17 protein-coding genes and 1 pseudogene are annotated in these 15,430 nt (G+C 61.1%); 7 read left to right on the forward strand and 11 right to left on the reverse strand.

The genetic code is table 11. The features are described from left to right. Window positions 1-16: 16 nt before the first annotated feature. The gene (fpr, locus tag ACFW0H_RS21585; protein ID WP_422915902.1) at window positions 17-796 is read right to left on the reverse strand and encodes a ferredoxin-NADP reductase; all 780 of its coding nucleotides are present in this window, start codon (window positions 794-796) and stop codon (window positions 17-19) included. 126 nt (window positions 797-922) lie between these two features. Between fpr and ACFW0H_RS21590 the strand changes: the two genes are divergently transcribed. Next, the gene (locus ACFW0H_RS21590) at window positions 923-1,849 is read left to right on the forward strand and encodes a LysR family transcriptional regulator (protein ID WP_422915903.1); all 927 of its coding nucleotides are present in this window, start codon (window positions 923-925) and stop codon (window positions 1,847-1,849) included. 37 nt (window positions 1,850-1,886) lie between these two features. On the opposite strand, the gene ACFW0H_RS21595 is transcribed toward ACFW0H_RS21590, so the two are convergent. Both ACFW0H_RS21595 and erdR read right to left on the reverse strand, forming a co-directional pair. Continuing rightward, a complete protein-coding gene (locus tag ACFW0H_RS21595) occupies window positions 1,887-2,252 on the reverse strand; it encodes a diacylglycerol kinase (protein ID WP_069085287.1) in 366 nt (121 codons plus the stop codon). A 72-nt stretch (window positions 2,253-2,324) separates the two neighbouring features. Continuing rightward, window positions 2,325-2,975, reverse strand: coding sequence for a response regulator transcription factor ErdR (gene erdR, locus ACFW0H_RS21600; protein WP_377695374.1), 651 nt, complete (start codon window positions 2,973-2,975; stop codon window positions 2,325-2,327). Window positions 2,976-3,100: 125 nt separating this feature from the next. Here erdR and ACFW0H_RS21605 point away from each other — a divergent pair, with 125 nt between their 5' ends. Continuing rightward, on the forward strand, window positions 3,101-4,081 hold the full coding sequence (locus ACFW0H_RS21605) for a DMT family transporter (protein ID WP_422915904.1): 981 nt from the start codon (window positions 3,101-3,103) through the stop codon (window positions 4,079-4,081). Here the strand turns inward: ACFW0H_RS21605 and ACFW0H_RS21610 are convergent, their stop codons facing one another. Continuing rightward, entirely contained in the window at window positions 4,082-4,792 is a 711-nt protein-coding gene (locus ACFW0H_RS21610; RefSeq protein ID WP_422915905.1) for a tRNA-uridine aminocarboxypropyltransferase, read from the reverse strand. 219 nt (window positions 4,793-5,011) lie between these two features. Between ACFW0H_RS21610 and ACFW0H_RS21615 the strand changes: the two genes are divergently transcribed. Both ACFW0H_RS21615 and ACFW0H_RS21620 read left to right on the forward strand, forming a co-directional pair. Beyond that, on the forward strand, window positions 5,012-5,425 hold the full coding sequence (locus ACFW0H_RS21615; RefSeq protein WP_422915906.1) for a quorum-sensing-regulated virulence factor family protein: 414 nt from the start codon (window positions 5,012-5,014) through the stop codon (window positions 5,423-5,425). A gap of 251 nt (window positions 5,426-5,676) precedes the next feature. After that, a complete protein-coding gene (locus ACFW0H_RS21620; protein WP_422915907.1) occupies window positions 5,677-6,756 on the forward strand; it encodes an LOG family protein in 1,080 nt (359 codons plus the stop codon). Window positions 6,757-6,836: 80 nt separating this feature from the next. Here ACFW0H_RS21620 and recX read toward each other — a convergent pair whose 3' ends face one another. The 5 genes and pseudogenes from recX to ACFW0H_RS21645 form a co-directional block, all read right to left on the reverse strand. Next, window positions 6,837-7,301, reverse strand: coding sequence for a recombination regulator RecX (gene recX, locus ACFW0H_RS21625; RefSeq protein ID WP_422915908.1), 465 nt, complete (start codon window positions 7,299-7,301; stop codon window positions 6,837-6,839). A 7-nt stretch (window positions 7,302-7,308) separates the two neighbouring features. Then, window positions 7,309-8,166, reverse strand: a pseudogene (gene recA / locus ACFW0H_RS21630) (recombinase RecA); the annotation flags it as partial. A 119-nt stretch (window positions 8,167-8,285) separates the two neighbouring features. After that, on the reverse strand, window positions 8,286-9,341 hold the full coding sequence (locus tag ACFW0H_RS21635) for a flavin monoamine oxidase family protein (protein ID WP_422915909.1): 1,056 nt from the start codon (window positions 9,339-9,341) through the stop codon (window positions 8,286-8,288). Between the two features lie 55 nt (window positions 9,342-9,396). Next, a complete protein-coding gene (locus tag ACFW0H_RS21640) occupies window positions 9,397-9,732 on the reverse strand; it encodes a carboxymuconolactone decarboxylase family protein (RefSeq protein WP_422915910.1) in 336 nt (111 codons plus the stop codon). Window positions 9,733-9,746: 14 nt separating this feature from the next. After that, window positions 9,747-10,520, reverse strand: a complete 774-nt coding sequence (locus ACFW0H_RS21645) for an SDR family NAD(P)-dependent oxidoreductase (protein WP_422915911.1) — start codon at window positions 10,518-10,520, stop codon at window positions 9,747-9,749. A 175-nt stretch (window positions 10,521-10,695) separates the two neighbouring features. On the opposite strand from ACFW0H_RS21645, the gene gcvA reads away from it, so the two are divergent. Then, entirely contained in the window at window positions 10,696-11,628 is a 933-nt protein-coding gene (gene gcvA, locus ACFW0H_RS21650; protein WP_422915968.1) for a transcriptional regulator GcvA, read from the forward strand. Here the strand turns inward: gcvA and ACFW0H_RS21655 are convergent. Together ACFW0H_RS21655 and ACFW0H_RS21660 are read right to left on the reverse strand one after the other, a co-directional pair. Continuing rightward, window positions 11,617-12,213: a cupin domain-containing protein gene (locus ACFW0H_RS21655; RefSeq protein WP_422915912.1), complete on the reverse strand. Its 597-nt coding sequence runs from the start codon at window positions 12,211-12,213 to the stop codon at window positions 11,617-11,619. The two genes, gcvA and ACFW0H_RS21655, sit on opposite strands and share 12 nt — an antisense overlap. 883 nt (window positions 12,214-13,096) lie before the next feature. Next, window positions 13,097-13,324, reverse strand: coding sequence for a helix-turn-helix domain-containing protein (locus tag ACFW0H_RS21660; protein WP_422915969.1), 228 nt, complete (start codon window positions 13,322-13,324; stop codon window positions 13,097-13,099). Window positions 13,325-13,434: 110 nt separating this feature from the next. On the opposite strand from ACFW0H_RS21660, the gene ACFW0H_RS21665 reads away from it, so the two are divergent. Both ACFW0H_RS21665 and ACFW0H_RS21670 read left to right on the forward strand, forming a co-directional pair. Next, the gene (locus ACFW0H_RS21665) at window positions 13,435-14,025 is read left to right on the forward strand and encodes a hypothetical protein (RefSeq protein WP_422915913.1); all 591 of its coding nucleotides are present in this window, start codon (window positions 13,435-13,437) and stop codon (window positions 14,023-14,025) included. Further along, the gene (locus ACFW0H_RS21670; RefSeq protein WP_422915914.1) at window positions 14,022-15,413 is read left to right on the forward strand and encodes a DEAD/DEAH box helicase; all 1,392 of its coding nucleotides are present in this window, start codon (window positions 14,022-14,024) and stop codon (window positions 15,411-15,413) included. The genes ACFW0H_RS21665 and ACFW0H_RS21670 overlap by 4 nt, the downstream gene beginning before the upstream one ends. The last annotated feature ends 17 nt before the right edge of the window (window positions 15,414-15,430 follow it).

Below are 15,430 nucleotides of genomic sequence, written 5' to 3' on the forward strand. Positions count from 1 at the left end.
ATGCAGCCTTCAGCGCTTACTTCTCGACGAAGGCGCGCTCGATCAGGTAGTCGCCCGGCTCACGCATGCGCGGGGAGATCTTCAGGCCGAAGCTGTCGAGAACCTCGCTGGTCTCGTCGAGCATGCTCGGGCTGCCGCAGATCATGGCGCGGTCGTCCTGCGGATTGATCGGCGGCAGGCCGATGTCCTCGAACAGCTTGCCGCTGCGCATCAGGTCGGTGAGGCGGCCCTGGTTCTCGAACGGCTCGCGGGTCACGGTGGGGTAGTAGATCAGCTTGTCCTTGACCGCTTCACCGAAGAACTCGTTCTTCGGCAGGTGCTCGGTGATGAACTCGCGGTAGGCCACTTCGTTCACGTAGCGCACGCCGTGGACCAGGATGACCTTTTCGAAACGCTCGTAGGTTTCCGGATCCTGGATCACGCTCATGAAGGGCGCCAGGCCAGTGCCGGTGCTCAGCAGATAGAGGTGCTTGCCGGGGTTCAGGTCGTCGAGGACCAGGGTGCCGGTGGGCTTCTTGCTGATGACGATCTCGTCGCCTTCCTTCAGGTGCTGCAGTTGGGAGGTCAGCGGGCCGTCAGGCACCTTGATGCTGAAGAATTCCAGGTGCTCTTCCCAGTTCGGGCTGGCGATGGAATAGGCACGCATGAGCGGACGACCATTGGGCTGGTTCAAGCCGATCATGACGAACTGGCCGTTTTCAAAGCGCAGGCCCGGGTCGCGGGTGCACTTGAAGCTGAACAGCGTGTCGTTCCAGTGATGAACGCTGAGAATGCGCTCGGAATTCATGTTGCTCATTTACGGGGCTCCGAAAGTTCTGAAGTCGCCAGCGCCGGCCAGGGGGCGCAATTGCGCGTCATTGTATTGATAGCCACAATATCTGTTAACTGGATTATCAAGATATGGGTTATCGGTTATATCGATATGCGATTTACTCTCCGTCAGCTCCAGGTTTTCGTCGCCGTGACCCAGCAGGGAAACGTCTCCCGCGCTGCCGAACAACTGTCTCTTTCGCAGTCGGCCACCAGCACGTCGATCACCGAACTGGAACGCCAATCCGGCTGCCAGTTGTTCGACCGTGCCGGCAAGCGCCTCAGCCTCAATGCCCTCGGCCGCCAGTTGCTGCCCCAGGCCGTGGCCCTGCTGGACCAGGCCCGCGAAATCGAGGACCTGCTCAACGGCAAGACCGGCTTCGGCTCCCTCGACGTCGGCGCCACGCTGACCGTGGGCAACTACCTCGCGACCCTGCTGATCGGTGCCTTCATGCAGCGCCATCCGGAATGCCAGGTGAGCCTGCATGTGCAGAACACGGCGAATATTGTCCAGCAGATCGCCCTCTACGAACTTGACCTGGGTCTGATCGAAGGCGATTGCCAGCATCCGGACATCGAGGTCCTGCCTTGGGTGGAGGATGAGCTGGTGGTGTTCTGCGCCCCCCAGCATCCGCTGGCCGCCAAGGGCCAGGCAAGCCTGGCGGAACTGAGCCGGGAAGCCTGGATCCTCCGTGAAAAAGGTTCAGGCACCCGGCTGACCTTCGACCAGGCCATGCGTCACCATCCGACCCCGCTCAACATCCGCCTGGAACTGGAGCACACCGAAGCGATCAAGCGCGCAGTGGAATCGGGCCTCGGCATCAGCTGCATCTCGCGGCTGGCCCTGCGGGACGCCTTCCGCCGCGGCAGCCTGGTACCCGTGGAAACCCCGGGTATCGACCTGCGCCGGCAGTTCTACTTCATCTGGCACCGGCAGAAGTACCAGACCGCCGCCATGCGCGAGTTCCTCGATCAGTGCCGGGCTCTGACCGCCGGGGTGACGCGCAGCGACGAGATCGTGCTACCGCCCATTGCTTAGGCGCTCGTGCGCCGTGACCGCGGTTTCGCCGTCGACCTCAGCCCAGCAGGATGGTGGCCCAGACGGCCGTGATCAGCGTGAGCGCGGTAAATTGCGCGGCGCTGCCCATGTCCTTGGCGTTCTTCGACAGGGGGTGGCGCTCCAGGGAGATGCGGTCAATGGCTGCCTCGACCGCCGAATTCAGCAGCTCGACAATCAGCGCCAGCAGGCAGACGCCGATCATCAGGGCGCGTTCGCCGCGGCTGACGTCGAGGAAGAAGGACAGCGGGATCAGCACCACATTGAGCAGCACCAGTTGACGGAAGGCGGCTTCGCCGGTGAAGGCGGCGCGCAAGCCATCGAGGGAATAGCCAGCGGCATTGAGGATACGTTTGAGGCCGGTCTGGCCTTTGAATGGCGACATAGGAAACGGGGTCGTTGAACGGAGCGCGCAGCCTAACGCAACGCGCTTCAAATTTGCGTGAAATGACCGGGTTCAGGTCGAGGGAATCGATTCCATCTGTTGCAGCAGCAGCGCCGCCTGGGTGCGGGTGCGCACATTGAGCTTGCGGAAGATGGCTGTCACGTGGGCCTTCACCGTCGCTTCGGAGACATGCAGTTCGAAGGCGATCTGCTTGTTCAGCAGGCCTTCACAGACCATGGTCAGGACACGGAACTGCTGGGGCGTCAGGCTGGCGAGGCCTTCGCTGGCGGCCTTGGCCTCGTCGGACAGGGCCTGGGCTTCCTCCACCTGGGGCGGCCACCAGGTATCGCCGTCAAGCACCGCGCGCACGGCGCTCTGGATCACTTCCAGCGGGCTGGACTTGGGAATGAAGCCGCTGGCGCCGAATTCGCGGGAGCGGGCGACCACCGCCGCCTCTTCCTGAGCGGAGATCATCACCACCGGGATCTGCGGGTATTGGCCGCGCAACAGCACCAGGCCGGAGAAGCCATAGGCGCCTGGCATGTTCAGGTCGAGCAGGACCAGATCCCAGTCGGCGCGCTCGGCCAGCCGGGTCTCGAGTTCGGCGATGCTCGCCGCCTCCACCAGCCGCGCATCGGGCCCCAGCCCCAAGGTCAGGGCTTGCTGCAGGGCGCTGCGGAACAGCGGGTGGTCATCGGCGATGAGGATTTCGTATGAGGCCATGGGCATGTCCTTTTTGTAATGGGCCCAGACACGCCTCTCGGGGGTGAGAGAAGCGTTTCGGCACAACGGGGTACGCCGGCCAGGCCCGAAGCTTGATACGGGCAGGCCGTAAAGCGGCGCCCAGCATGCCGAGCCGGCGCGGGGTGGTCAAGTCGAACGCTTTACGGCAAAGTTCTCGACTTTTCCCACCGAGAACCTCCATGCGAAGCCAAGCACTGCGCGCCGACATCCTGATGCTGATCACCGCCGCCATCTGGGGCGCAGCCTTCGTCGCCCAGCGCCTGGGGATGGATGCGATCGGCCCGTTCCTCTATACCGGCCTGCGCTTCACCCTCGGCGCCATCATTCTGCTGCCGCTGCTGCTGGCGCTGCCCAAGCCCGCGGTCAGGCAGCCGCTCAACCGCGGCATGCTGCTGGGCGGCCTGCTGATGGGCCTGGCCCTTTCGCTGGGGATCAACCTGCAGCAAGTGGGCCTGCTCTTCACCAGCGTCACCAACTCCGGCTTCATTACCGGCCTGTACGTCATCATAGTGCCGCTGCTGGGCCTGTTCCTCGGCCACCGCACCGGCATGGGCACCTGGCTGGGCGCCTGCCTGGCGGTGGTGGGGATGTTCCTGCTCAGCGTCGGCGAAGGCTTCCAGGTGGCCTCCGGCGATTGGCTGCAGTTGGCCGGTGCCTGTGTCTGGGGTGTGCATGTGCTGCTGGTGGGTTTCTTCGCCAGCCGCTACGACCCGATTCGCCTGTCCATCCTGCAGTTCGCGGTCTGCGCGGTGGTCAGCCTGATCCTGGCGCTGGTCCTGGAAGATATTAAGGTCGACGCCATTCTCCAGGCCGGTCCCGCGATCCTCTACGGTGGGGTGATCGCCGTTGCCATCGGCTACACCCTTCAGGTGGTCGCCCAACGCCATGCCATCGCCTCCCATGCTGCCATCATCCTGTCGCTGGAAGCGGTGTTCGCCGCCATTGCCGGCGCCCTGCTGCTGGACGAATCCCTCCACACCCGCGGTTACATCGGCTGTGCCCTGATGTTCGCCGGCATGCTGGTAGCCCAGCTCTGGCCACAGAAGCACGAGCCCCAGGCCGCTCCGGCAAAGGCGCAGGCCTGATCAGAGATAGGCACTGAGCGCCTGGTGCGCCGGGCTCGCCTCGTCCAGGGGCAGGGCCCGCTTGGCGCCCAGGTAGCGCTCGGTGAAAACATCCAGATAGGCGTTCAATGCGGCACCCGCCTGGTCATCGCCCGCCAGCTCCAGGCACAACGCGCCCACTTCCGCCGTGCACAGATGCTCGTCGTTCTTGGAACGGCGCAATTGGTATCGGGAGATCTGCTCCGGGGTCAGGCTGAGTACTGGGAACCGGTCCAGGTAGGGGCTCTTGCGAAACATCTTGCGCGCCTCGGTCCAGGTGGCATCCAGCAGGATGAACAGCGGTCGCTTGCCGTCCTCCGCGCTCACCCGGTCCACGACCCGCGCCGACTCCGCGTATTCGCCGGGGAATACCAGGTAAGGCTGCCATTGCGGGTCTTCCAGCAAACCGAGCAGCGCGTCGTCCACTTCGGTGCGGGACCAGCCGAAGGCCCAGGTATCGGGCACCAGGTCCGCGATCAGCCAGCCGGTGTTGCTCGGCTTCATCGGCTCGGAGTAGTACATCAGCAGGCATACGCCCGAGCGCACCGGAACCTTTGGCCGCCAGGTGCAGAAGCAGTACTCGAAGGCCACCCGACATTCCGGACAGCGCGGCGCTCGCGATCCGCGAGCGACGAAGGGACGGGTGGCGCGCGCGAGACATTCGGCGCGCAGGCGAAAAACGGCATGACTCATCGAAGCAGGTTCCAGGACAGCGGCTGGACGCCCCGCGCGAGCCTGGCCGGCGGCGGGCGTCCATAAAAAATGATGGCGAGCAGGATCGGCCGATTCTAACAGAGACGCCGGGTGCCGCCGTCGACCGCCTGGAACGGTCTTTTTTTGCGCGACAAGCGCCGCCTGCGAACGCACAATTGCCGCGCTGGTCAAACAGCTTCATTTCGTCAGGAGATCCACATGCTGCGCCTCACCGCCCTCGCCCTCTGCGCGACCTTGCCATTCTGTGCCCAGGCCGCTTCGCTGAAGGACTACGAGCTGACCAAGATGCTCGAGAAAGTCGCCCAGGAGAGCAGCGCTGGTACGCCCCGGGCAATCAACGAAGACATCCTCGACCAGGGTTACACGGTGGATGGCAACGAACTGGTCAATCACCTCAGCGTTCGCGAGGCCCATGCCGCGCAGATGCGCGCCAACCCCGACGCAGTGCGCGCCCAGCTGGGCGCCAGCGTCTGCCGTAACACCGGCTACCGCCAGCTGCTGGCCCGTGGCGCCGGTCTGCGCTACGAGTTCAGCGAGTACAAGACCAATCGTCCGGTGACCTCGGAACGTTTCACCGCCCAGGATTGCGGCCTCAAGACCAGGTCCAACTGATCCCTCCCGCGCCCGGGCTCGAGCACTCCTTCGCCACAGCGGCCCGGCGCGCGACTTCCTCGTGCAGTCCGGGTTCGCTCCCCACGCCGGCGCTGCTTCGGACACCTCGGCAGGCTCCTTTTACCCACAGCCGAACTGGAAAAGATCCGGCCCCTGCCGCAAGCTGTAGCTGAGCGGCTCGACTGGGTCGCCCGGATTCCGGACACGGCCAGTGGCGCTGCTCTGAGTAGTTGATGAGCAAGGAGAATGCTATGCCCTATGATCCGGACGATTATCTCTCCCGGCATTTCCAGACCAGTGGCATCGACCTCACGCAGAAGGTCGATGAACTGATCAACCTCACCGTTCCCAGCGGCAGTCCGAACCTCGCGCTCTACCGTGAAATGCTGATCACCGTGGTGCGCATGGCCCAGGCCGACCGCAATCGCTGGGACGCCAAGATCATGCTGCAGACCTTGCGCGAAATGGAGCACGCCTTCAGCGTCCTGGAGCAGTTCAAGCGGCGCCGCAAAGTGACGGTATTCGGCTCGGCACGGACCCCGGAAGGCCATCCGATCTATACCCTGGCCCGCCAGCTGGGTGCGGAACTGGCCAAGCGCGATCTGATGGTGATCACCGGCGCCGGCGGCGGCATCATGGCTGCGGCACACGAAGGCGCGGGGCTGGAGAACAGTCTGGGCCTGAACATCACCCTGCCCTTCGAGCAGCACGCCAATACCACAGTGGATGGCACCGAGCACCTGCTGTCGTTCCACTTCTTCTTCGTGCGCAAGCTGTTCTTCGTCAAGGAAGCCGACGCACTTGTGCTCTGCCCGGGTGGCTTCGGCACCCTGGACGAGGCGCTGGAAGTGCTGACCCTGATCCAGACCGGCAAGAGCCCGGTGGTGCCCGTGGTGCTGCTGGATGAACCGGACGGCAGCTACTGGGAAGATGCTATCGGTTTCCTCCATGAGCAGTTGGAGCGCAACCGCTACATCCTGCCCAGCGACATGAACCTGATGCGCCTGGTGCGAAACGCCGATGAGGCGGCCGCGGAGATCGCCCAGTTCTATCGCAACTACCACTCCAGCCGCTGGCTGAAGAACAGCTTCGTGATCCGCATGAACCATCCACTCAGCGAAAAGTCCCTGGGCCAGGTGCAGGAACAGTTCGCCGACCTATGCCTGGAGGGCGACTTCAGCCAGCAGGCCTATTCGGAATCGGAGAGGGATGAGCCGGAGTTCAGTGACCTGATCCGCCTGGCGTTTCGCTTCAACGGCCGCGACCACGGCCGCCTGCGCGAACTCATCGATTTCATCAACCTGCCGCAGCACTGGGCCATCAAGGCCTGATCCGCGCTACCACACGCCTTTAGGCAGAGCAGCCGGCCATGCGCATTCGCGCATGGCTCGAGGCTGCCTGATCGGCTGATTCAGTCGTCGAGGTTGCCACGCAGGAGACGGCTGATCATTTCCATGGAATAGCCGCGGTAGGCAAGGAATCGCCCCTGTTGGGCACGCTCCCGGGCATCGACGGGCTGACGGCCACTGAACTTGCGGCGCCAGACTTCGCGCAACTGCTCGCTCCAGTCGATATCGGCATCGCGCAGGGCCTGGTCGATATCGCCACGGGGCAGGCCGCGCTGGGCCAGATCCTCACGGATACGCTGCGGCCCATAGCCGCCACGGGCACGGCTGGCGATGAAGCTTTCCAGGTAACGGGATTCACAGAGCAGGCCCTCTTCCGCAAGACGGTCGAGGGCGCTGTCAATCAACTCAAGGGGGGCGCCGCGCTGACGCAGCTTGCGCGTCAGCTCGACTCGCCCGTGTTCGCGCTGCGCCAGCAAATCCATGGCAGCCAGCCGCACAGCGGCTGGGTTATCGAGCACGACGGGCATGGGAGGATCAGAGGTCTACGTCGGCCAGGTCATCGACCGAGGCAGTCGACTTGCTGGCGGCGGAATCGACCAGCAGCTTCTCGCGGATGATCTTCTCGATGGCGCTGCCGACTTCCGGATTGTCTTCCAGGTACTTGGCGGCATTTGCCTTGCCCTGGCCGATCTTGTTGCCCTGGTAGCTGTACCAGGCACCGGACTTCTCCACGAGGCCCAACTGCACGCCCAGGTCGATGATCTCGCCGGTGCGGTAGATGCCCTTGCCGTACATGATCTGGAATTCGGCCTGGCGGAAGGGCGGGGCCACCTTGTTCTTCACCACCTTGACGCGGGTTTCGCTGCCCACGACTTCCTCACCGTCCTTCACCGCGCCGGTACGGCGGATGTCCAGACGCACGGAAGCGTAGAACTTCAGGGCGTTACCGCCGGTGGTGGTTTCCGGGTTGCCGAACATCACGCCGATCTTCATGCGGATCTGGTTGATGAAGATCACCAGGCAGTTGGCATTCTTGATGTTGCCGGTGATCTTGCGCAGGGCCTGGGACATCAGGCGCGCCTGCAGGCCGACGTGGGAGTCGCCCATCTCGCCTTCGATCTCGGCCTTGGGCACCAGGGCGGCAACGGAGTCGACGATGATCACGTCGACGGCGTTGGAGCGCACCAGCATGTCGGTGATTTCCAGGGCCTGCTCACCGGTGTCCGGCTGGGAAACCAGCAGGTCGTCGACGTTCACGCCGAGCTTGCCGGCGTAATCCGGGTCCAGGGCGTGCTCGGCGTCGACGAAGGCGCACGTGGCGCCCTGCTTCTGGGCTTCGGCGATGACGGAGAGGGTCAGGGTGGTCTTACCGGAGGACTCGGGACCGTAGATAAAGCACGTCATGCTGGAAACCGCCAAAACTGGTTCAGGTAGCTGTCCACACATCCTCCATCATCTTCCCTACCCACGCCAAGCCCCTAGGCAGGTTAAAGGGGCTAGGCACGCTTCTTTCAGATTACTTTCTGTATAGCCACATCTGCCGCCAGCAAGGCACCCTCCATGTATCCTCCCTGTTCACCGCCGGCCTCGCTGCCGATCAATGCAAGTCGATCTGCCCAAGAACCGTCGATTGATTGGCCTAGGTCATGAAGGCTATGCAAACGCGGTGGTGTTTGGTCATCTCCTGTCGCAGTGAAAGGCTCTGCTGCCCAGTCATGAACCCAGTCTTCCAATGGCGTGCCCGCCTCCTCGCCGAACAGGCGAATCAGCTGAGTCCGGCAAAGGGTCTTGAGATCCTCATCGCTGATCCATCCGCGCTGCAAGGCGCCGATGGCAAAGAAGCCGAACAACGCTGCAGCCTCGCCATTACTCGCGTCGTGAATTTCGCCAAGCGGGCCGACGGCGCTGAAAGCATCACCAGACAGTCCCTGTTCGCGCCAGAAGGGCCGTGAATAGCGAGCCACATATTTGGCATGCGCGGCCATCCAGGTCGGTACAGCAGAGAGTTGCCCTGTGCTGTGAGGTGAAAGCGCCGGGGCGTATGCAATGCGGCTTGCCAGGCGCGGCGGTATCGCCATCCATAGGTGGCTGTAGAAGGGACGCTCGGAATGGCCGACAGAAAGACGCAGTTGCACTCCTTTCTCGCCCAAATTAGCGGCGACTACCTCCGCATCGAGATATATACGCTCGGCGGGCAGACTGGCTGCCAATGCTTCTACCAGGCGCGCAGTGCCACCGTCGATGCGCATGGAAAGGTTGCCTGAGCGATAGCCTTGGCGGCGCATAACCTGACCCAGCCCGCGTTCGAGCAACGCGTCGCCAAGCTCGTACTGCTCAAAAGTGGGCAAATTCAGCTCGGCTAGCAGGCTGTGAAGGCGTGGATGGAAATCTGGCCAGAACCAGGTCGGGCCCAGATCAAGGCCACCGGTCTCGGTCGAGAGAATGCGCCCGCCCAGGCGCTCACGCGCCTCGAAAAGGTCGAACTCGATGCCTGCGCGGTGGAAGCTGTAGGCCGTGTAAACGCCAGCCAGGCCGCCGCCGACGATGGCGATCCTTTGCTTGGGCATGGATGGACTCCAGAAACAAGAATCTGGCGCTCTAAGCGCCCCCGCTATACATACATTAGGGCTTATCGAACGCCGCGACGGCATCAAATACCCGGGCACTGTAGGTCAATGCCGCACCAGCATTCAGCGCAATGGCCACACTCAGGGCTTCGGCGATCTCCTCCTGAGTCGCACCGTGTTTCAGAGCGGCCTGGGTGTGCACCGAGATGCAGCCGTCGCAGCGGGTAGTCACTCCCACGGACAACGCAATCAGCTCATGAATCTTCGGATCGAGATGCCTGGCCGGTACGTTGCCGAGAGTGTTCAGCCCTCGCATGGCTTCGGGGGCGAGCTTGCCGAACTCACCGACGCGCTGCATCAGGTTGGAGAAATAATCTTTCCAGTTCTTCATCTTGCTCGCTCGTGTCAGTTGCGGCCGGCGGTCACGCCGCCATCGACCGGGAGTACGGTGCCGGTGATCCAAGAAGCCTCGTTCGAAGCGAGGAACAGGATGGCCGCAGCCACATCGGCGGGCTGGCCGTTGCGTCCCAGCGGGTGGAAGGCGTTGAAGGTCGGCAGCACTTCCTTGACCTGATCGGCATCCATGAAGGTGCCATACACAGGTGTCTCGACCACGGCCGGGGCGACGGTGTTGATGCGAATGTTCGAGATGGCCAGTTCGATAGCCAGGTTTCGTGTCAGGGCATGCACGCCGGCATTGGCGGCGGAGTAAGCAGCCGAAGGCGTGGCACCGATAGCCTGGATAGCCCACAGCGAGCCGGTTTGCACGATGGCACCACCGCCTCGCTGCTGCATGGCCTTGGCCGCAGCCTGGGCCATGAAGAACTTGCCCTTGAGGATGGTGTCGAGGAACCAGTCGTACTCGGCCGGGCTCACTTCCAAGAAAGGCTTGGGATTGAAGACCCCGGCATTGTTGACCAGGATGTCCACGCCACCGAACTCACGCACTGCCAAGTCGACCAACGCCTGGGCTGTGGTGGGTTGGGCGATGTCGCCGGCCAGGGTGCGCACATGGCGGCCGCTGGCGTCGACGTCACGGGCGGCCCGTGTCAGCTTGGCCACGTCGCGGCCGCCAATTACTACCGATGCGCCAGCCTCGATCAGACGCTTGGCGACTTCCTTACCGATGCCCGAACCGCCTCCAGTTACGATGGCAACCTTGTTAGAAAAACTATTCATATTCTGATCTCCTCATTCGTGCTGAGCGCAAGGGGTGATGATCTTCAAGGCCTTGAAGCAGTCCCTAATCTGCTATCTTCTGGATATATTACTGCCGGCCTGGTGCGCATTGTTGATTCGGCCACCACTGCCAACAACGCATAAGATTTTGCCTCACGAGATAGAAATTCTTTCAATGAAAACACCTGCCTACCTCAATGCCCTCCGCGCCTTCGAAGCTGCGGCGCGGCACCAGAGCTTTTCTGCCGCCGCCGTTGAACTGAACGTTACCCCTGCGGCTGTGGGGCAACAGGTGCGTAACCTAGAGTCGTGGCTCGGCATCGCGCTATTTACTCGCGCCGCCAGCGGCTCAGCCCGCCTGCTGCTAACGGACGCGGCGCGGGCCGCGCTGCCCGATATACGCGAGGGTTTCGAACGGCTGAGCCTAGGGGTAGCGCGACTGAAAGACGCCGGCGTGCATGCCGAACTGACGATCACCGTCAGCCCAGCCTTCGCTTCGAAGTGGCTGCTGCCGCGCATCGAGCGTTTTCAGCAGGCCTATCCGGATTTGGACGTGCTGCTGGACACTAACTCACGCTCAGTGGATTTTCAGGCCGAACGCATTGATGTCGGCGTGCGTTACGGCGCCGGCAAATGGCCCGGCCTGAGCGCCATTCGCCTGATGGACGAGATCATGTTCCCGGTCTGCGCTCCCAACTATGCGCTGTTGCAGGATGGCAGCCTGCCGCCCGAGGTACTGCCGCGTTGTACCTTGATCCATGATCTGTCGATGGCCGGCTACGCCGATTACCCAACCTGGCGAATGTGGCTGGACGCCGCGGGCTATAGTCACGTGAAGACCGACCATGGCCTTCGCATCAACAACTCGGCGGCGGTGCTGCAAGCAGCGACAGAGGGGCAGGGGTTGGCCTTAGCGCGCAGCATCATGGTCAAGGATGATCTGGATGCTGGTCGATTGATCCGACCCTTCGCAGACAGGGGCTTAGATTGCCCGCTGACCCAAGCCTATTACGTCGTGTATCGGCCGGAATGCGGCGAGCTACCCAAGGTGCAGGCCTTTCGTGACTGGGTGCTTATCGAGGCGAGCAAAACTACATCAGAAACCTAAGTCGTGACAGGCGTCCTTGACCCACAGACGAGTTCCATCTTTGCCTGCCTTGACTTCGAAGGGATCACCAGCGGGAAGGCGTATCCAGTCCAAATGCTTCAAAGGTTGATCATCAAACGTCAGCTCACCTTCGAGAACGAAGATCTCCAGGCCTCGCAGATTGGCTAGTTTTCGATAACTGCTCGGAGGCATGTCCTGCACCCACACCCGCTCGTGCTCGCTCTCGAAGAGCACCTGATTGCCTTGAGCTTGTAGATGAGTGATCAAATGTTCTTGGTCGTGGATACGGAACTGCCGCAACCTCACGAAGATCATGCAGCCGATACCTGCCGCTGGAGAGTGACGGCTTCCAGGTGGATTGCGCACATAAGTGCCAACTGGATAACTTCCGTGTTCGTCCTCGAACACACCCTGCAACACCAAAAACTCTTCACCTCCTGAATGAATGTGCGCGCTGAAAGAGCTGCCTGGCGCGTAGCGCACCAAGCTCGTAGCTCTGGCCTGCTCACCGCCCACTCGGTATAGAGGGCGTCGCTCTACGCCAGTCTGCGGGCTGGGAATCCAGGGCAAGTCGGCGCCATGCATGATGGCTCGCGTGTTGAGGTCAGAATTGAGGCGCTCTTGAATCACAGCTCGGCCCTGCCTCCGTCAACGACGATCTCGACACCAAGCATGTAGCTGGAGCCGTGTAGGACTTGAACGTCATCTTCCCGAATCAGCAGCTCCTTGGAGTAGACGCCGTTAATCTGGGGTGAGGAGCGGTTGCTTGTACTTTGCATACACCGCAGCAGCGCCTGGACGGTTGGCCTTGGAGATTTTCCGGTTGATCTGAAGGTAGTGCATGGAAAGCTCCTGTCTTAGACGTTAGAGGAGGGCCTCGCCACGTACGCGCCGTAAGCCGCGCATGAGGTGGACTCCATGATCGGCAAGCAGGAGGAGATGAGCGACTGACTTAATCTTTTCTGTCGAAATAGAAAATGTTCGTTGTCGTGGCGACTTCTACGCCCTAGAAACCTAACGCGCTCGATATAAAAGGGCCTTCGCGTGCGTGGCGTCGAATGTGCCCGGGAAATGCACTAGGTCGAGAGGGATAACCAGTATCACTTCATTGCCAAGGCCGCACATTGGCGTTTCAAACCGGATCGCGGATGGAACGGTTGACTGCCCAAAGCGAAGCGTTCAGTACTTTGGCCGTATTTTTCTCGCTTGGCTTCGACTATGGCTACCTACTCTCCGGCAGGTGTGGACTAACGGTAGCGACGGGTCAATTGCTGAACTCAAGTCATTCATAATTCTACTTCGGAAAAGTCGAACGCATTGCCAAGTACAAAAAAGGAGCATTACCTCACGGTAATGCCCAACTAACGCAGACATAGCCATTCAGATCGCCTGCATGTGAGCATAGTTATGAATAGAAGTTTTGACTCACCACACTAGGCTGAGCCTCTCTTGAACCCCTGCCCAGCCATCAATCGAGGCCAATGGATATTGGGGGCAGCAGAGCTCCTGGCTCGCACTGCAGAACACCAGCTATGGAATACAACTTCTCTACGGTGAGGTTTACCTCACCGCGCTCAATGCGTCCCATGTAGCTTCGGTCGATTTTGCAGGACAACGCCAAGGCATCCTGAGAAAGCCCCTTGGCCTTCCTCTGTGCTCGGATGTTCTTGCCCAACGCGTTCGCAAGCTGACCCATGGCCGCCTCGGTTCCCTTGAGGCGGCAATATCCTGTGTTTGCGGACGCATCGGCCACGGACTATAATCCGTATTTTTAGCTGCTCCGCGACACCCGCTCCAGGTACCCGCATGAAATCGGATTCGCTCATCTTCGACAGGCGGCTGTACGAGCTGCTGCAGCAGGAGAGATACTTGCAATTTACAACCCGTGACTTGCGCGATGCCTATGCCGAATGCCTTGTGGGAACGAGCTTCAGCCTCAGTGAGTTACGGCGGTACGTGTATGAGCAGATCCGGCGCATGCTGCGAGTTGGCTGGATCACTCAGGACGCTGAGCGTCGCAAGCGGGGACAGGTCTATCACCTGTGCCCAATCCCAGAAGGCCTGAATCTCGAACTCGTCGATAACGGGTTCAAGAGCAGTCCCACGCCCCAGTGCGATCCGTTGCTGCAGCAGGCTCAGGACATTACTCATGGGGCTCCACCAACCTCGGAGATCGATGTCTTGGAGCATCTAGAATCGCTGCTAAAGGAGATACGGCTCGACTTTCTGACTTCGATGGGCGAAACAGAGCGCTACAAGCAACTCCTCGATGAAATGCCGCACCTCAGGGACCGGGTCGAGGGTGACTATCTTGACGCACGGGACCGCAGCTCTCGCCTGCTGGGGCATCTTCGCGCAGTCGAGAAGACGCTCAAGACATTTGCTCCAAAGCAATGAAGGCCTCATTGAGAGACTGGCAGCGTCGATGCATTAAGACGGCGCTGGAGCACTACGTCACGACACCGCACTTCTTCTGCCAAGCGACACCCGGCGCTGGAAAGACGTGGATGGCAGCAGAACTGGCCAGCTGCTTGCTCCAACAAGGCGAGATTGATCTGGTGCTCTGTTTTGCCCCTTCCTGCCAAGTCGTCGATGGGTTCCGGTCCACCTTCTCTAGGGTGTTAGGCAAGCGACTTGATGGCTTGATCGGCGCCATTGGTGACGCTTGCACTTATCAGGCGATGGAGTATCAGGCCGAGGCGTTCTGGGCGCTCTTGGACGACTATCGGGTGTTAGCTGTTTTCGATGAGATTCACCATTGCGCCGGCCATGATCCACTGCTGAGCAATGCCTGGGGGCAGCAGATCATCCAGAAAATACAGGATCGTGCAGCTTTTACCTTGGCGCTCTCGGGCACTCCGTGGCGTTCCGACGACAAGGGCATTGCGCTGGCTCGTTACTCAGCGCCTGAGGGCCGCTTGATCTGTGATTATCGATATGGGCTGGAAGAGGCCATTGCGGACAATGTCTGCCGCTCGCCTCGAATCGTGCTGCTGGATAACCACGCGGTGAAGCTGACAGAAGAGCTAGAAAATGACAGCTCGGTCAGACTCTTTCCTAGTATCGACCAGCTTCTGAGTGAGTCGCCGGTCTCGTACGAGGAGCTCCTTCGCCATCCCGACATGATCAATCAAATGCTGGCCCTGGGGACCGCAAAGCTCGATGAGCTCCGGGCGATCAAACCGGATGCGGCCGGCCTAGTAGTTGCCACCGACGTCGAGCACGCCCACCAGGTGGCCTTGGCCCTTGAAGCCAAGGGGGAGTCTTGCCGCATTGTTACCAACAGAGATACACGTGCCCAGCATCTGATAAACGAGTTCCGGAGCGGCAACTCCCGCTGGATCGTCGCGGTAGGGATGATCAGCGAAGGGACGGACATTCCTCGATTGCAAGTTTGTTGCTACCTCAGCCGCATTCGCACGGAGCTGCACTATCGGCAGGTATTGGGGCGTGTCCTAAGGCGGACGAGCACATGTGATGATCAGGCTTGGTTATTTGTTTTGGCAGAGTCAACACTCGAGGGATTCTCCCAGCGCGTGGCCGATGATTTGCCGGAGGATCTAGCCCTTTTGAGCCGTGTGCATACGACTGCTGTGGTCACTGGTGAGGCCGCAGATGAAACAGTTGTCAGTTTTCACCTGGGAAGCCCGCAATACAATGACGCTGAGCCTCCACTGCGTACGGGTGCTGCACCGGACTTTTCGTTGGGCAGTTCGGACTCCACATCGACCTACCACGTCAGTTTTTCACAGCGCTATCACCATCAGTTGTTGGCGCTTTTCTAGGTTTTTTACGAAAATCT

The organism is Metapseudomonas cellulosilytica (genome assembly GCF_049334135.1).
Taxonomy (GTDB): domain Bacteria; phylum Pseudomonadota; class Gammaproteobacteria; order Pseudomonadales; family Pseudomonadaceae; genus Metapseudomonas.

What these genes read in the sequence shown, in the direction of transcription:
- fpr (WP_422915902.1), bottom strand. Translation starts at nt 796, where the DNA reads ATGAGCAACATGAATTCCGAGCGCATTCTCAGCGTTCATCACTGGAAC.
- ACFW0H_RS21590 (WP_422915903.1), top strand. Translation starts at nt 923, where the DNA reads ATGCGATTTACTCTCCGTCAGCTCCAGGTTTTCGTCGCCGTGACCCAG.
- ACFW0H_RS21595 (WP_069085287.1), bottom strand. Translation starts at nt 2,252, where the DNA reads ATGTCGCCATTCAAAGGCCAGACCGGCCTCAAACGTATCCTCAATGCC.
- erdR (WP_377695374.1), bottom strand. Translation starts at nt 2,975, where the DNA reads ATGGCCTCATACGAAATCCTCATCGCCGATGACCACCCGCTGTTCCGC.
- ACFW0H_RS21605 (WP_422915904.1), top strand. Translation starts at nt 3,101, where the DNA reads ATGCCGAGCCGGCGCGGGGTGGTCAAGTCGAACGCTTTACGGCAAAGT.
- ACFW0H_RS21610 (WP_422915905.1), bottom strand. Translation starts at nt 4,792, where the DNA reads ATGAGTCATGCCGTTTTTCGCCTGCGCGCCGAATGTCTCGCGCGCGCC.
- ACFW0H_RS21615 (WP_422915906.1), top strand. Translation starts at nt 5,012, where the DNA reads ATGCTGCGCCTCACCGCCCTCGCCCTCTGCGCGACCTTGCCATTCTGT.
- ACFW0H_RS21620 (WP_422915907.1), top strand. Translation starts at nt 5,677, where the DNA reads ATGCCCTATGATCCGGACGATTATCTCTCCCGGCATTTCCAGACCAGT.
- recX (WP_422915908.1), bottom strand. Translation starts at nt 7,301, where the DNA reads ATGCCCGTCGTGCTCGATAACCCAGCCGCTGTGCGGCTGGCTGCCATG.
- ACFW0H_RS21635 (WP_422915909.1), bottom strand. Translation starts at nt 9,341, where the DNA reads ATGCCCAAGCAAAGGATCGCCATCGTCGGCGGCGGCCTGGCTGGCGTT.
- ACFW0H_RS21640 (WP_422915910.1), bottom strand. Translation starts at nt 9,732, where the DNA reads ATGAAGAACTGGAAAGATTATTTCTCCAACCTGATGCAGCGCGTCGGT.
- ACFW0H_RS21645 (WP_422915911.1), bottom strand. Translation starts at nt 10,520, where the DNA reads ATGAATAGTTTTTCTAACAAGGTTGCCATCGTAACTGGAGGCGGTTCG.
- gcvA (WP_422915968.1), top strand. Translation starts at nt 10,696, where the DNA reads ATGAAAACACCTGCCTACCTCAATGCCCTCCGCGCCTTCGAAGCTGCG.
- ACFW0H_RS21655 (WP_422915912.1), bottom strand. Translation starts at nt 12,213, where the DNA reads ATGCATGGCGCCGACTTGCCCTGGATTCCCAGCCCGCAGACTGGCGTA.
- ACFW0H_RS21660 (WP_422915969.1), bottom strand. Translation starts at nt 13,324, where the DNA reads ATGGGTCAGCTTGCGAACGCGTTGGGCAAGAACATCCGAGCACAGAGG.
- ACFW0H_RS21665 (WP_422915913.1), top strand. Translation starts at nt 13,435, where the DNA reads ATGAAATCGGATTCGCTCATCTTCGACAGGCGGCTGTACGAGCTGCTG.
- ACFW0H_RS21670 (WP_422915914.1), top strand. Translation starts at nt 14,022, where the DNA reads ATGAAGGCCTCATTGAGAGACTGGCAGCGTCGATGCATTAAGACGGCG.